Raw genomic sequence first — 14740 nt, forward strand, 5'->3', positions numbered from 1 at the left:
CGCTACTCCCCGAGATAATGCTTCAGCGTTAAGCGCAGCTCGGGGCTCATCCGATCCAGGTTATTGAACAGCCAGCGTAAATAGCCTGGGTCATTTTCTGCTATTTCGGAAACCGCTTTGCCGCGATATTTACCAAAGGTAAAGGTGGTTAACAGCGCCGGGCGGCCGGTAATGGTCGCCATCTCTTCAGGTGCCCAGCCGGTGACGTTAATGATATCAAGCAGTAATGCCGCGGTGATATAGCAATCGTACAGCGCGCGGTGCTGATGTAATCCCGCAGGCGTGGCGACGTTCAGCTTACGCGACTTATACAGCCCCATATTGCTGTATTTGATGCCTGGCCACAGGCGACGCGCCAGCTTCATGGTACAAATCCATTCCCCGTGCATTTCCGGCAAGACCCGGCGATCGAAACTGGCATTGTGGGCGACATACCACGGGCTGCCGACGTAATGCGGTAACACCTCTTCAAGCCAGGGTTTGTCAGCGACCATCTCTTCAGTGATATGGTGGATCGCCATGGCCTGCGGGCTGATCGGGCGGTCGGGGCGCACCAGATGGCTCATGGGGTTGGTGATTTGTCCATCGACAACATCGACGGAGGCGATTTCGACAATGCCTCCCTGCAACCCGCAGGTTTCTGTATCGATTACGCGTAGCATGGCTCGCTCCAGGCCAAAGAAACCAGCGTAATAGAATGCGCAGGTCTTGCCAATCGGGATGTCCGCAGCGGACGGGAATTATTTCGCTTTGGGTTCATAGGGCAGACGCGACAATGAAACGGAAGCCAGGCGATGGGCTATCAGCCGCTCGCGAAACCAGTCACGCAGGTGCGCAGGCTGCTCTCTTTCAACCAAATCGGCGACGACGGGCATATTGTAACGCTCTTTAAAAGCGACGCCGGCCGCGGCAAGATCGACATTGACTTTATCCATCTCATCCTGCGAGATTTTTGCCAGGTTATTTTGCAATGGGTTTCTCCTTCATGATGCCGAAAACCGATCGGGCGTGACCTTCGACGTCGACGCACCGCTCGACTACGCCATTATACAGGGTTATTCTCTGTGCTACATACATAACGAAAAGGAATGACGATTATGCGTCCCATCGCCGTACGCGCGCTGCGCGTATCCGCTCTTCTCGCCGGTTTCCTGGCCAGCGCTGCGGCTTTTGCCCACGCGCATCTGCAACAGCAAACCCCCGCCGCAGGCTCGGAGGTCAGTACTTCCCCGCAGACCCTGACGCTTAATTTTTCTGAAGGTATCGAAACCCGCTTCAGCGGCGTGACCCTCAGCGGGCCGCAGCAAAAAACGGTCAAAACCGGAGAACTCACGCGCAGCGACAGCAATCAAGCCCAGCTGATCGTGCCAGTCGCCGAGCCTTTAGCGGCGGGTGACTATACCGTTGACTGGCATGTCGTCTCCGTCGACGGTCACAAAACCAAAGGACAATACCACTTTACCGTGAAATAACCGATGCTCACGGGACTCTATATCACGCTTCGTTTTGTCCACTTCACTTCGCTGATGGTGGCGTTTGGCTGCTTGCTGTACGGCGTGTGGTGGGCGCAGCCGACGCTGCGGCGTTTGCTGATGCAGCGCTTTTCCCCGCTGCTGCGCCATCTTCTGCTGTTCAGTGCGCTCTCGGCATTGCTGATGCTGATGGCGCAGGGTGGATTAATGGGCGACGGTTGGCCGGATGTCTGGCAACCCGCCATCTGGCAAGCCGTTGCCGGCACCCGGTTTGGCAGCGTCTGGCTGTGGCAGATCCTGCTGGCCTGGATCGCGCTGGCGGTGGCGTGGTTAAAGCCACGTCGCGCGGGGCGGCTGCTACTGGTGCTGCTTTGCGCGCAGCTGTTGCTGATGGCGGGCGTGGGGCATGCGGCGATGAGTGAAGGCGCGCGCGGCTTCCTGCAGCGTACCAACCATGCCGTGCATCTGTTCTGCGTCGCCAGCTGGTTTGGCGGCCTGCTGCCGTTTATTTACTGCCTGCGGCTGGCGCAAGGGCGCTGGCGTCATGCGGCGATTAGCGCCATGATGCGTTTTTCGCGCTACGGGCATCTGGCCGTAGCGGGGACCCTTGCCAGCGGCGTGGTGAATACGCTGCTGATCCAGGGAGGGTTATTCCGTGATTCACCCTGGGGGCAGATGCTATTGCTCAAATGTGCGCTGGTCGCAGGGATGGTGGCAATTGCATTGGTGAACAGGTATGTTCTGGTGCCACGTATGTCGGTGAGCGGAACGCGAGCGGAGCAGCTCATTCTGCGCACCACGCAGGTGGAAATGGCGCTTGGCGCGTTGGCGCTGGCGGCCGTCAGCCTGTTTGCAACCTGGGAACCTTTTTGAATTAACTGGTTAAATCATGAAAAAAATTGTTCTGACAATGTTGTTACTGGCAAGCTCTGGCGTCGCGCTGGCGGCTCCGCAAATTATCACCGTGAGCCGCTTTGAAGTGGGCAAGGATAATTGGGCGTTTAACCGCGAGGAGGTGATGCTGACCTGTCGCCCGGGTAATGCGCTGTTTGCCATTAACCCCAGCACGCTGGTGCAGTATCCGTTGAATGATATCGCCGGGCAGCAGGTGAAGGCGGGTAAAACCAGCGGCCAGCCGATCTCGATTATCCAGGTGGACGATCCGCAGCATCCGGGGCAAAAAATGAGCCTGGCGCCATTTATCGAACGCGCGCAGAAACTGTGCTGATTCTTGAACGTATCTTGCTGAATTAGCGTATAAAAAACCGCCAGCACCCCTTGCGGGGTGCGGCGGTTTTTTGTTGGCATAAGCCATTTCGTCAGGAAATATTCGGCCACTTTTGTTGCGGACTGGAAAACCTGACGCGGTAAACTATTCTTATAAGGCAAGGCGACTTAGCCTGCATTAATGCCAACTTTTAGCGCACGGCTCTCTCCCAAGAGCCATTTCCCTGGACCGAATACAGGAATCGTGTTCGGTCTCTTTTTATGTGAAATTTATCAATCAGTTACAGCATAAGACCCGAAATAATCCTTCATTTCGCGCGAGGGTCTTGTCCCCTTATACCACAACAAAAAACGCCTTAACATTCCCTTTACAGAAAATCTCTGCTTGATGAACGCATTATCACCACCGGTTCGAGGTAGCGTTGCGCGCGGAACAGACAGCTTAACTTGATCGCCATACTTTTTATGCCGGATAAACTTTGGGGACAATGCAGAGGATAACGGATAGCCTATGGTTATCGTGCGATCATGAAGGATTCACGGTTGTCCGGAGTCGTAGGAAAACCTCCGGACGCGCATCACCGCCTTAGATCTGTGAAATCATTACTCTCGTTCATTTAATGAATAAATTTCGGTCAGAACTGAAGGCATTGACCCCGCACCACCAATATTAATTTTGATGGTGTTATCATATTCATCGTTGAACAAGAAAAACAGAATTCCTGAGATATTTTGGTATTGCTGATCCTGATAGAGCTTTAGTGCTCTTTGGACTTCGTGGAGGACGCGGAGCTCAACGAGTTTTTCTGGTTGCCCCTGCTTAAGGTTACCTGTGCGGTCGAACTCCATGACCCCATTGCTGCTTGACTCTGAGATAAGAACGATGTTTGCCTGAGGCGAGGTAGATTGAATCTCCTGCTGGAGTAATTTTATCGTGGTATTCATTCTACAGGTATAGAGATCATCCATAATATCTTTGTCATGCTGGATATCTTGTTCTGTTGTATCCATTGCGCCATCGCTAAAAAAACTTAATTCTTGACGAATTTGTGCTACGGTTTTGTTATTAAAAACCTGACATGATTTATCGATATTTTTCGCAGCGAACCAGGCAGGAATATCATTATAAAGATTATCCAACAGGATCGTAGAAAGGTAGAAATCGAACGTATAAATATCAAACCCTTTAGGAATTCCACCTTCTGTATAGATGTTTCCTGCTGAGTCGTAGGTTGTTAATCTGAATTTTTCGATAATTTCAGGCCACTTTTTTTCATCATCGGTCGCCGTATTGTTTTTTATTTTTTCGGCGATGTTACGATAGTGATTGTCAATGCCTTCAACATATCTTATTGATTTCTTGTCTAATTCTCTGGCGAACTCGGCATTGAACATCGCGCTCGCAAAGATGACGCCTAGTTTTATTTCTTTAAGCCCTCTGGCATCTAAAAGCGATCTTGTTTGCGCTGCGACATGTTCCAGATCATTTTTATTCAAACCATTAAGATATGGCTCGTCGGCAAGAAATATTGCGGCAACGTTATCACGGTATTGTTCTATGCTGGGTAATAGTTTGCTGATTTTTGCCTTTAGCAAAGTGTCAGCTGGCAAGGCTCTGAGTTTATTTTGGTCTATTGGCTTAAATATTTTTTGATGGCGTAAATTATTATCATCGTAATAAACTGTGGAAATGTTTTCAGTTTTTCTTGCAGTATTGAGGGCCGGTCCCAGATCAAGGTAAAGTTGAAGACCGTTTTTTTCGGCCAGGATGAGTTCATGGCGAAGTTGTTCTTCATTGTAGACATTGATCATCGCGATATTGACATTAGCGGCAAATTTTGGGTTGATACCGCTCGGTGATAAAAATCCCACGGTAGCAAAAACGTTACAGGATAATAAGATGACCAGGAGACTGGAGAGATAATACAAATGCTTTTTCAATTTTAAATCCCTTTATTTAATGAGTTTCACTTCTTCAGTATGGAAGCCCGTCATCATGAGCGGTGAAACGCAGGATTTTACAGCGTTAGCAAGCAAAGGTACACAGCGTTACAGCAAATGCCGGACTGCTGAATTCGGACAAGGTCTCTGTTAACCACTGGCGGTGATATCTGACACCCTCCTTAGAGGGAGCGGGTCTGCCAGGGTTAAAGCCGGAAGGATGGCTTATCTGGGATGCACCCGGTGCGGTTATCGGCAAAATTACCGTTGTCAGTGGTTTGAAAACGCGCGCTGGCCAACAACCGCCCTACGACGATGCGGTATGTGGAGTGTGTGCCGTTCCTGGTTGAATGTCGGAACTGTAGACTTGTGGCGTGGATGAATGAATTCTCTGAGACGAGTCGTGCAAAAAGAGGAAAGAAAACACCTGCACCTGATTGGACCCGTAGCGCAGGTGAACGTCGCGGGCCAACATCGGAAGGCGAAGAGTATCTCTGTCGGGATGATAAACAGAATAGCAATGAGATTAAGAAATATGATTTTTAATTTTATTAAAATTTGCTTTTTAAAAAATGGTAGGGTAGAGAGGATGGGTCTAAGTGCTTCGCGAATAAAAGATAAGACGTTATTCTGGCGTAACAAAAGAAGGGTACAGCTGCGTTTCAAGATAACTGACTAACGCCCAAATTGCACCGCTGAAAATAAACCAAAGAGCCGTTAGCAGAATGACCAGTACAAGTGCCAGGAGAACGGTTTCAGTTTTACTCATAACTTCAATGGTTACCCGAAAGGAAAACGATGAAGGCATGATAGTAACGAAACCAGAGGATAAGATGCAAACGCCGTTACGCAAAACGGCGTCTAATTGATGCGCCCCATTCTGCTAAGCACGGGAGGTGAGCAGGTCCACCTGAGCGATCATGTCATCAAGCAGCTGGAAACGACGGCGGTATTCGGCGCGTTTTTTGCTGGCGATCGTCTCGAGTGTCTTTCTTTCCAGCCGCAGCGGTAAGCGCCAGCGCCAGGCGCCCTCGGCGATGCCATCAACAGATTGCCAGAATTCGTCATAGCTGGCATGAAAATGGCGCCCTTTGCTCAGACGATAGCGCAGCGCCCGGAAAACGTGGCCGTTATCGCTCACGCCATAAATCGCCTGGATATTGCTTCGCGCCGCCAGGGCCCAGATAAACTCAAGCAGCAGGCGTTTAGGGAACAGACCATAGCAGGCGCGGGTGGCGAGCTTAATCACTTCATGGGAGACGTTACGCCGTGGGCCCTGCAATCCTCCGATGATCAGCTGCCATTGTTCCTGCTGGCAGACGACGCTGAAGGTGGCGCTGGCGAGAAGCGTCTGATTGCCGTCGCGCAGCCACAACGTGGTCTCGCCCTCACGTTCCGCTTTACCGGCAGAGGAGGCTGATAAGGTGAACAGGGCGTCATCTTTGCCCCGCAGCTCCAGCAGCTTCAGTTCCCTGGCCGACGTCATGGCGCCAGCCAGGCGCGTGCCGGGGAGGGTATCGAGAAACTGATAGTGGCTGATCATCGCCTGCGCGCGCTGGCTGGCGCTGAGCCCGCGGGCCAGATACTGGCGATGAACTTTCCCCGGCAGCGTCACCTGCGCGGCGAGCAGTTGCTTAAAGTCCGGGCGCGCGGAGAGATTATCCAGCATCGCCCGGGTGGGTTTATAAAATAAGGCCGTGCGTAGCAAAAATTTAAGCCGATAATGACGCGTTTGCCAAATTGGCGCGGGAATAAGTCGGCCCATCACCAGATCGGCAATAAGATTTGTGCGTGGCTGTACTGCGTAGGTTGAATGCAGGCTATTGTCCGTCACGATAAATACCTCGTCGTTATTTAGCCTCTATTTTAGAGACAGGGCGACGCGAGATTAATATCCGGACGGACTATATTTCGCTTTCGTTTAAATTTGATTGATGTGGATATCTAAGGCGTATCAGACGATAAATAATTATCTATAATTGTAGCAGGGGGACAAAATATGTATCAGCGTATTGATGGTTCAGCCTGGCGAAATATCTGGCTGGTAGGCGATGTACACGGCTGCTTTGCGCTGCTGATGACAAAACTGCGCCAGCGAAAGTTCGACCCTTACCAGGACCTGCTCATCTCGGTGGGCGATCTGATCGATCGCGGGCCGCAAAGCGCGCGTTGCCTGGCGCTGATTCGCTGCCGTTGGTTTCGCGCGGTGCGGGGAAATCATGAACAGATGGCGCTGGATGCAAAAGAGAGCGGGGCGCTGGCGTTATGGATCATGAATGGCGGAAGCTGGTATCAGGAGAGCTCGCGGCGTGAACAGCAGGAGATTGATCGACTCCTGGTCCGCTGTCGCGAACTACCGCTGATCGTTGAGCTTTGCGCTGGCTCGCAGCGGCACGTTGTTGCGCACGCCGATTACCCGGCGGCCAGCTATCGTTGGCAGCAGCCGGTGGACGCGGAGCAGGTATTATGGCGTCGGCAGCGTCTCACCGATCATCTCGCCGGGCGGCACGGCGCGATTGGCGGCGCCGATCATTTCTGGTTCGGCCATACGCCGTTACAGCGGCGTTATGATAGCGATAATCAGCATTACATTGATACCGGGGCGGTGTTCGGCGGTGAACTGACGCTGGTGCAGCTGCAGTGAGGGTCAGAAGTCACTGTATTTGCTGGCTGGCTGCCAGAAGCCATCGATAAAATCCTCGACCGGAAAACAGCCGCCCTGGCGTATTCGCTGGTCATCCATCGCCACCAGGCACCGTCGTTCGTTATCGTAAACGTCCACCACAATATCTTCGCAACCGCCGTCCAGATAACAAATAAACAACACTAAGGCAAACATCCTGGCCTCATATTCGGCTTGGTTTATCAGTATAGGGTAGCTCAGAAAGGGCGGGGAGAAATAACCCGTCTCAGGCGACGGGTTCTTTTTGAATCAGGCAACGCGCATGATCCAGGCATCGGCTTGTTGATCGTAGTGCTTGCGGTAAAGGACGGAATGTTGACCATCGAGGATGGCTGGTACGCTGGTTTCGGCGTCCCAGCCGTCCAGTTGCATACATAAATCTGGATCGGATTTACAAGGAATGCTTAACGTTCGCTCTCCCTGCTGTTCTGCGTGCAGTTCGGCATCGTCTATCTCAAACGCGCCGATACGAATGCTGGTTTTGCTCATAAGTTCACCCCATTGATCTGCTGAGTCGTGGTACGACCAGTTAAGGCCGCCATTTTTCAGCGTAGACAATGAGGCGCAAATCGCCAGTTAAAAAATGCTGTTTATTCGAACTCGATCACGCCTGACCGGCAAATAACTTTCCATCGCGAACCAGTTCCCGCGGATAGCTGTTTTTCAGCCGCGAACCGACTTTCTTCGCCAGACCAAGGGGGGCGCCCTGGAAGGTGACGATAACTTCGTCCTGCTGCGGCGGTGTTGCGGGGTAGACATCGCGCCCTCGGTACCACTCTTCCGCTTCGGCCTGGCTGAGTTCAAACGGTGCGTCGGGCTCCGCAAGGGCGATGACCGCCTCGTGCTGCCAGCGGTAACCTTTGTTATGCGTCTCTGCCAGACGAATGCCAATCCGCGAAAAACGCACCTGGCCAATCAAGGATTCCAGCGCTTTCGGGAATAACCAAATCTCTTTATCGCGCTGCCACAGGCTGTGACTGTCATCCCAGCGCAGGCCCACGCCGGCTGCGGCGGCGGAAACCGCGGCAATTTCCCGGCCTTTCAGCGGTGCAAAAGGAAACTTCCCGACCTTATATCCGGGGGCCGGCAGCGGTTCGATGGCCGCGGTTTTCTGTAAACGGGCGACAAAAAAGCCTTCGCAGTCAAAAAACTGTGGGAAGACGTGGAGAAAACCCTCAGGCGTCAATACCTCAGCGGCCTGCGGGAATAATGCGCCAAGCGGCAACGCCGCCACCGCCTGCGGATAGCGGGCCAATAGCCACTGTACCACCTCTTCATTTTCTTCCCGGTTAAGGGTACAGGTGGAGTAAACCAGCGTGCCGCCGGGGCGCAGCGCGTGAAACGCGCTGTCGATCAGCTCGCGTTGGGTTTGCGCAATCTGCTGGTTGCTTTCCGGCGACCAGTTCTTCAGTGCGTCGGGATCCTTACGTACCACCCCTTCGCCCGAGCAGGGGGCATCAAGCAGGATGGCGTCAAAGCACTCCGGCAGGGCAGCACCGAATACCCGGCCATCAAAATGGGTCAAGGCAACGTTACTGATTCCGCAGCGGCTGATATTGGCATGCAGGACCTTAACCCGGCTGGCGGAAAACTCATTGGCGAGGATCCCGCCGGCGTTGTCCATGCGGGCGGCGATCTGCGTGGTTTTGGATCCTGGCGCGGCGGCCATATCCATTACCCGCTGCGGCATGTCGCCATCGGCAAACAGCGCGGCAACCGGCAGCATTGAGCTGGCCTCCTGAATGTAAAACAAACCGCTCAGATGCTCGGCGGTGCTGCCCAGCGGCAGGGTATCTTCATCATCTCGCTCGATCCAAAAACCTTCTTCGCACCACGGAATGGGCGTCAGCTGCCAGCCGTAAGGCGCCACCCGTCGCAGGAAGTCGGCCACGCTGATTTTCAACGTGTTGACGCGCAGGCTGCGGCGCAACGGACGCTGGCAGGCGGCGAGAAAATCATCGAAGGAGAGATGCGTCGGCATCGCCTCACGCATTTGAGCGAGGAACTGGTCGGGAAAGTAGACAGCGTTTTGAGCCACTGGTGCGCACCACAAGAAAAAAGGGTGCGCAGTTTATCATAAACGCTCCGGCGGTGGACACCGGAGCGTTTTGCTTACTGCGGCAGGGCGGTGCCCCATTCGCGCCACTCTTTCGGTTCACTTTCCAGCAGCAGGAAGTGTTTACCATCCTGCGCTTTCGGCGCCAGCGGCGTGCCCGGCGGCGTGGCAAAGGAGATACCGCCGCGAATAAACTGGTTGAAGGTCCCGGTTTTCACCACGCCGCCGATCAGGCCAAAGTCGAGGTTATACCCGGAAGAGAGCCAGAATACCGAGTTGTTACGAACCAGGTACTGATAGCGTTTGCTGATGCGCAGTTTGACCATCACGCGATCGGACATGGAGCCCAGCGTCAGCCCGGTCACCGTACCGACCTCCAGGCCGCGGAACAGCACCGGCGTACCGATATCCAAAGAACCCGCCTCCGGCACTTCGACGACGATGCTCAGGCCATCGATATAGCGGGAGTCGCTGATCGTCGTTTCCTGAATTTCAAAATCACGACGCGGCGAACCGCGACCCGGCTCCACGTTGATATAGGGCTGGAAGATCGTATCCAGGTGTTCAACGCCCGCCGCAGAAATTTGCGGGGTAATCACCGAGAAGCGGGTGCCGCCGCGGGCGAAGGTATTAACGTACTCCGGGTAGAGCACGGCTTTCGCCTGCACTTCGTTTTTAGCGGTAATTAAATTCAGCGTCTGCACCTGGCCGATATTAATCCCCAGGTAGCGAATCGGCATCCCTTCGGATATTTTACCCGCATCGAAGGCGTGCAGCGTGATCTGACCGCCTACCGCACGAGCGGCGGTTTCTGAAGCATAGAGAATGCGTTTATTGCCGATGCGCGCAGCGGCGCTGTTTCCGCTGAGATCGTCAAAACTGATGGCGCCTCTCAGCGCTCGCGCCAGCGGTGACGCCTGCACGGTCAGACCATGACCATCGAGCTGGACTTTGGCGCCCCCTTCGGCCCAGAACACGCCATTGCTGGTCAGCAGATGACGATATTCCGGCTTGATGTGCAGATCGATATCAAAGGCGTTGCGACGGGGTTTGACCGAAATAATCTCGCCGACGGCGAATTTACGATACAGCACCACCGAACCCTCCTGAACGTCCGGCAGGGTTTCCGCCGTGAGGCTCAGGGTGGTGGTCGGCACGTCGCTCAGGCTATTTTCCTCCGCCTTTTCCATATTGGCATACAGAGGATAACTGGACTGAATCGCCCCTTTTTCGCCGGGAATAATGCGAATCCCGCCGTCAACCCACTCGCTGGCGCTGGCGCCGAGCACTTTGACGCCATCGAGACCGACCTTCACATCAAGGCGGCTGTTGACGACAAATTTGCTGTCGCCGTGCACCAGTCCACGATACTCAGGGGTAATCGCCACCTGGAAGGTCACCCCTTTAGCGGTCAGTTTACGCTCCAGAACCTGACCAATTTTCACGCCGTGCAGCACCAGCGGCTGCCCGGCATCAATCCCGTAACTCTCCGCCGCCGTCAGGGTGATCGTGGCGACGTCAGGCTCTTCCAGCAGGGATTTATCCGCCGGCAGAACGACAAAGTGGTTGCGCGTTTCCCCTTCGCCAGGCACCAGTTCAAAGGTATTGCCGGTAAGCAGGGCGCTGAGGCTCGGGTTATCCAGAGAAATCTTCGGCTTTTTCATCTGAATCAGCGTCTTGTCCCGCAGCAGGGTGACGACGCTGGGGTCGACCGTCATCTCACCGGTCACTTTACTGCCGGGGGTGAGGTTGAGTTTAGTGAGCTGGCCGACTTCCAGCCCCTGATACATCAGCGGGGTAGAACCGGCCTTCAACCCCCGGCCATCGGGCAGTTCGAGGGTGACCAGCACGCCGCGTTGGCTGTGGGCCAAATCTTCATACAGCCCGAACTCATCATTTTGCTGAGCCGGTTGGGAATCCGCAGGGGAGTCAAAGGCGATGGCACCGTTGACCAGCGCCGACAGGCTTTCCAGCTGAACTTTCGCGCCGCCGAGGCCAACATCGGCCTTCACGCCGGAGACATTCCAGAAGCGGCTGCCTTTTTTCACCAGGTTGGTGAAGCGCCGTTCGATCAGGACGTCGATGGTCACGCCCTGGTTGTTGTCATTGAGCGAGAAATCATAAACCCGGCCAACGGGGATTTTGCGGAAGTAGACCTGGGAGCCGCTGGTGAGTGAACCGAGGTCCGGCGCCTGCAGATGAATCATCAGCTCGCCATTGTTGATATGGTATTTGGGCTGGGTATCGAGGGCGACAAAATGATCCTGCGCCTCTCCCGGGCCCGGCATCATGCCGATATAGTTACCGCCAACCAGCGCATCAAGACCGGAAACACCGGCCAGCGAGGCTTTCGGGGTCACCAGCCAGAACTGAGTCTCCTTACGCAGAGCGTCTTTCATGTCGCCTTTGACGCTGGCGGACACCTCGATTTTACTCAGGTCTTTGCTCAGGGAGATATTCTCCACGGTGCCCACCTCTACCCCTTGATAGCGGATAGGCGTGCGTCCCGGGACAATCCCGTTGGCCGACTGGAAGTCGATGGTAATTGTCGTCCCGCGATCGTTATAGCTGGTCCAGATCAGCCAGCTGGCGATCAAGAACGCAATCACCGGCAGCAGCCAGAATGGCGAAATGCGACGTTTGGTTTTAATTCTGGCTTCAGTCGGTGAAGCGGGTGTTTCCTGACTCATGTGCGTCCCAAAGTAAGCGGCTGTCCAGCCATTCAACAGCAAGGATAGTTAATATTACCGCGGCGCCGAAATATACCGCAGCCGGTCCCATCGTAAAAGCGAGGAGCTGGTCGCGATTGATCAGAGACATGGTTAATGAGATAACAAACAGATCCAACATTGACCAACGACCGATCCAGGTAATCAGCCGCAGTAGCAGAATGCGGGTACGCAGTCCCTGCTCACACCTGAAGTGTATGCTGACCAGCAGCGTAAATAACACAATAACTTTGGTAAAGGGCACCAGAATACTGGCGATAAACACCACCCCGGCAATGGCGATGTTGCTGTTCGCCAACGACATGATGCCAGAGAGAATCGTATCATCCTGGCGAGAACCGTTAACGTAAATAATCGAGATCGGCAGCAGATTAGCCGGGATCAGGAACACCATTGAGGCGATCAAGCCGGCCCAGCTTCGTTGTAAGCTCTGCGGCCGCCGATGGCGTAGCGGGGTATGGCAGCGGCGGCAGCGCCCGCGGGAATCGCGAAAACCGGTGTAATGGCAACCGGTACACACCTGCAGCGCCGGATCCGGGCGCAGCGCCGGTCGCTGCGGATAAAAACGCTCCCACAGCTCTTCAACATTCATATGAATGATCGTCAGGATGCTGAGCAGCGTCAGCGAGATAAAGGCGACGAGCCCGACGCCCGGTTGCAGGAAGGCGTAATCCTGTACCTTGATGGAGGCCACGCCGATGCCCACCAGATAGATATCCAGCATCACCCACTCTTTGAGCCGCTCCAGCATCAGCAGCACCGGGCGTAAATTCATCCCCAGCACGTTTCCCAGCCACAGGTAAGCGATACAGATAACCAGCAGCGCCGGCGCGCCAACGGCGCAAAACAGCACCATCGCCGCGGTCAGCGGATCGCCCTGACCGGTCATTTGCCAGATGCCCTGTAATACGTTAGCGTCAATACGCACGCCGAGCAGGTGCAGGCGCAGCAGCGGCGCCGTCCAGGCGAAAGGCATCAGTACCAGCATTGCCAGCGCGATGCTGCCAAGGCGCGAAAGCGACCAGTCACGGCCATCGCGAACTTTCGCGTTGCAACGGGGGCACCACGCGCTCTGATTGCGCTTAAGCACCGGCAAGCGGAACAGAATGTCGCACTGGGGGCAGCGGTGATAGTGCGCCTGCGGCAAGGGTTGACCTACCGCATGCACGATCATCTTTTTGGCTGGCGTAATCGGTTGTGTTTTTAGTGGCATTTATTACGTACAGGAATGAATGTATCTCACTATCTTAACCCAGGAATGAATTCATCTTGAGCCTGAACGCATTTAATGCTTATTTTATTAGGCAGTAAGTGTTTGGCAGTAAGACAACTAAGTGATTATATAATGAACAAAACAGAATTTTACGCGGATCTGAACCGTGATTTTCAGGCATTGATGGCAGGCGAAACCAGTTTTTTGGCCATGATCGCGAACACCAGCGCGCTGCTGTTTGAGCGCCTGAGTGAGGTTAACTGGGCAGGCTTCTATCTGCTCGAAGGCGATACGTTGGTGCTGGGGCCTTTCCAGGGCAAACTGGCCTGCGTACGGATCCCGGTTGGGCGCGGCGTGTGCGGCACGGCCGTGGCACAAAATCGCCTGCAGCGTGTGGAAGATGTCCATGCCTTCGATGGTCACATTGCCTGTGATGCCGCCAGCAATTCGGAAATCGTTTTTCCTTTGCAGGTGAATAATCAGATTATTGGCGTTCTGGATATCGACAGCACCGCGTATTCCCGCTTCACCGTTGAGGATGAACAAGGGCTGGCTGAACTGGTCGCACATCTGGAAAAACTCATTTCTGCGACCGACTATCAAAAAATATTTGCCCACGTCGCAGGATAATCAACGGATAACGTAGCATTTAGCGATGGCGTCATTATAATGACGCCTGTTCATGCCTGCGGCTTGTTGGCTACGTCCGTTGTAATCAGGAAATTTCATGGAAAATCAACCTAAGTTGAATAGCAGTAAAGAAGTTATCGCGTTTCTGGCCGAACGTTTCCCTCAGTGTTTCAGCGCTGAAGGCGAAGCTCGCCCCCTGAAAGTCGGTATTTTTCAGGATCTTGTTGAGCGTGTTGGGGGGGAGATGAATCTCAGCAAAACCCAACTTCGTGCCGCTTTACGTCTTTATACTTCGAGCTGGCGTTATCTGTACGGCGTTAAGCCGGGCGCTATCCGCGTTGACCTTGATGGCAACCCGTGTGGCGAACTGGAAGAGCAACATGTGGCTCACGCCCGTCAGCAGCTCGAGGAAGCCAAAGCTCGCGTTCAGGCGCAGCGCGCAAGCCAGCAGGCTAAAAAGCGCGAAGCCGCCGCCGCTGCGGGTCAGCAGGAAGATGGCGCTCGCCGTGAGCGTAAGCCTCGTCCTCAGGTTCGCCGCAAAGAAGGCACCGAACAGCGTAAGCCGCGTCCTGCCGTTGCGAAAGCACCGCGTGAAGAGCGTCATACCCCTGTATCAGATCTGACCGCATTAAGCGTTGGCCAGGCTCTGAAGGTGAAAGCAGGCAACAATGCAATGGACGCCACCGTTCTGGAAATCACCAAAGATGGCGTTCGTGTACAGCTGACTTCTGGTATGTCAATGATTGTACGCGCAGAACACCTGGTGTTCTGAAACGGAGGCCGGGCCAG

Annotated in this window: 16 protein-coding genes; 6 read left to right on the plus strand and 10 right to left on the minus strand. The window is 54.3% G+C overall.

Features of this window, described 5'->3' with window-relative positions; all coding sequences use genetic code 11:
- Positions 1-2: 2 nt before the first annotated feature.
- Positions 3-662: an exodeoxyribonuclease X gene (gene exoX / locus ACI2JR_RS08640; RefSeq protein WP_132724710.1), complete on the minus strand. Its 660-nt coding sequence runs from the start codon at positions 660-662 to the stop codon at positions 3-5.
- A gap of 78 nt (positions 663-740) precedes the next feature.
- Positions 741-971, minus strand: coding sequence for a DNA polymerase III subunit theta (locus ACI2JR_RS08645; RefSeq protein WP_132724708.1), 231 nt, complete (start codon positions 969-971; stop codon positions 741-743).
- Positions 972-1097: 126 nt separating this feature from the next.
- Here ACI2JR_RS08645 and yobA point away from each other — a divergent pair, with 126 nt between their 5' ends.
- Genes yobA through ACI2JR_RS08660 form a run of 3 tightly spaced genes read left to right on the plus strand, consistent with a single transcriptional unit; the run spans position 1098 to position 2700 of the window.
- The gene (gene yobA, locus ACI2JR_RS08650; protein ID WP_132726216.1) at positions 1098-1472 is read left to right on the plus strand and encodes a CopC domain-containing protein YobA; all 375 of its coding nucleotides are present in this window, start codon (positions 1098-1100) and stop codon (positions 1470-1472) included.
- A 3-nt stretch (positions 1473-1475) separates the two neighbouring features.
- Positions 1476-2345, plus strand: a complete 870-nt coding sequence (gene copD / locus ACI2JR_RS08655; protein ID WP_132724706.1) for a copper homeostasis membrane protein CopD — start codon at positions 1476-1478, stop codon at positions 2343-2345.
- Between the two features lie 16 nt (positions 2346-2361).
- Complete coding sequence (locus ACI2JR_RS08660) at positions 2362-2700, plus strand: YebY family protein (protein ID WP_165905612.1); 339 nt, start codon at positions 2362-2364, stop codon at positions 2698-2700.
- Between the two features lie 602 nt (positions 2701-3302).
- On the opposite strand, the gene ACI2JR_RS08665 is transcribed toward ACI2JR_RS08660, so the two are convergent.
- The 3 genes from ACI2JR_RS08665 to ACI2JR_RS08675 form a co-directional block, all read right to left on the minus strand.
- Positions 3303-4640 carry a hypothetical protein gene (locus tag ACI2JR_RS08665; protein ID WP_462478340.1) on the minus strand — a complete coding sequence of 446 codons (1338 nt, stop codon included), beginning with the start codon at positions 4638-4640 and terminating at the stop codon, positions 3303-3305.
- A gap of 625 nt (positions 4641-5265) precedes the next feature.
- Complete coding sequence (locus ACI2JR_RS08670) at positions 5266-5409, minus strand: Ecr family regulatory small membrane protein (RefSeq protein WP_462478341.1); 144 nt, start codon at positions 5407-5409, stop codon at positions 5266-5268.
- A 114-nt stretch (positions 5410-5523) separates the two neighbouring features.
- Positions 5524-6474: a VirK/YbjX family protein gene (locus ACI2JR_RS08675; RefSeq protein WP_462478342.1), complete on the minus strand. Its 951-nt coding sequence runs from the start codon at positions 6472-6474 to the stop codon at positions 5524-5526.
- A gap of 165 nt (positions 6475-6639) precedes the next feature.
- On the opposite strand from ACI2JR_RS08675, the gene pphA reads away from it, so the two are divergent.
- Positions 6640-7284, plus strand: coding sequence for a protein-serine/threonine phosphatase (pphA, locus tag ACI2JR_RS08680; RefSeq protein ID WP_132724698.1), 645 nt, complete (start codon positions 6640-6642; stop codon positions 7282-7284).
- A 3-nt stretch (positions 7285-7287) separates the two neighbouring features.
- On the opposite strand, the gene ACI2JR_RS08685 is transcribed toward pphA, so the two are convergent.
- The 5 genes from ACI2JR_RS08685 to yebS all read right to left on the minus strand — a co-directional run bounded on the left by ACI2JR_RS08685 (position 7288) and on the right by yebS (position 13321).
- The gene (locus ACI2JR_RS08685) at positions 7288-7479 is read right to left on the minus strand and encodes a YdfD/YebW family protein (RefSeq protein WP_064793225.1); all 192 of its coding nucleotides are present in this window, start codon (positions 7477-7479) and stop codon (positions 7288-7290) included.
- A 93-nt stretch (positions 7480-7572) separates the two neighbouring features.
- Positions 7573-7812 (minus strand): YebV family protein, encoded by a 240-nt coding sequence (locus ACI2JR_RS08690; RefSeq protein ID WP_132724696.1) that lies wholly within the window; start codon positions 7810-7812, stop codon positions 7573-7575.
- A gap of 115 nt (positions 7813-7927) precedes the next feature.
- The gene (gene rsmF / locus ACI2JR_RS08695) at positions 7928-9361 is read right to left on the minus strand and encodes a 16S rRNA (cytosine(1407)-C(5))-methyltransferase RsmF (protein WP_462478343.1); all 1434 of its coding nucleotides are present in this window, start codon (positions 9359-9361) and stop codon (positions 7928-7930) included.
- Between the two features lie 74 nt (positions 9362-9435).
- The gene (locus ACI2JR_RS08700) at positions 9436-12069 is read right to left on the minus strand and encodes an MlaD family protein (protein ID WP_462478344.1); all 2634 of its coding nucleotides are present in this window, start codon (positions 12067-12069) and stop codon (positions 9436-9438) included.
- On the minus strand, positions 12038-13321 hold the full coding sequence (gene yebS / locus ACI2JR_RS08705) for a membrane integrity lipid transport subunit YebS (protein ID WP_462478345.1): 1284 nt from the start codon (positions 13319-13321) through the stop codon (positions 12038-12040). Before yebS ends, ACI2JR_RS08700 begins: the two co-directional genes overlap by 32 nt.
- Positions 13322-13453: 132 nt before the next feature.
- Between yebS and ACI2JR_RS08710 the strand changes: the two genes are divergently transcribed.
- Together ACI2JR_RS08710 and proQ are read left to right on the plus strand one after the other, a co-directional pair.
- On the plus strand, positions 13454-13951 hold the full coding sequence (locus tag ACI2JR_RS08710; RefSeq protein WP_462478356.1) for a GAF domain-containing protein: 498 nt from the start codon (positions 13454-13456) through the stop codon (positions 13949-13951).
- Positions 13952-14048: 97 nt separating this feature from the next.
- Positions 14049-14723 (plus strand): RNA chaperone ProQ, encoded by a 675-nt coding sequence (gene proQ, locus ACI2JR_RS08715; protein WP_132724686.1) that lies wholly within the window; start codon positions 14049-14051, stop codon positions 14721-14723.
- The last annotated feature ends 17 nt before the right edge of the window (positions 14724-14740 follow it).

The sequence above is a fragment of the Klebsiella sp. NPDC088457 genome, assembly GCF_044900465.1.
In the GTDB taxonomy this organism is placed as follows: Bacteria; Pseudomonadota; Gammaproteobacteria; order Enterobacterales; family Enterobacteriaceae; genus Klebsiella.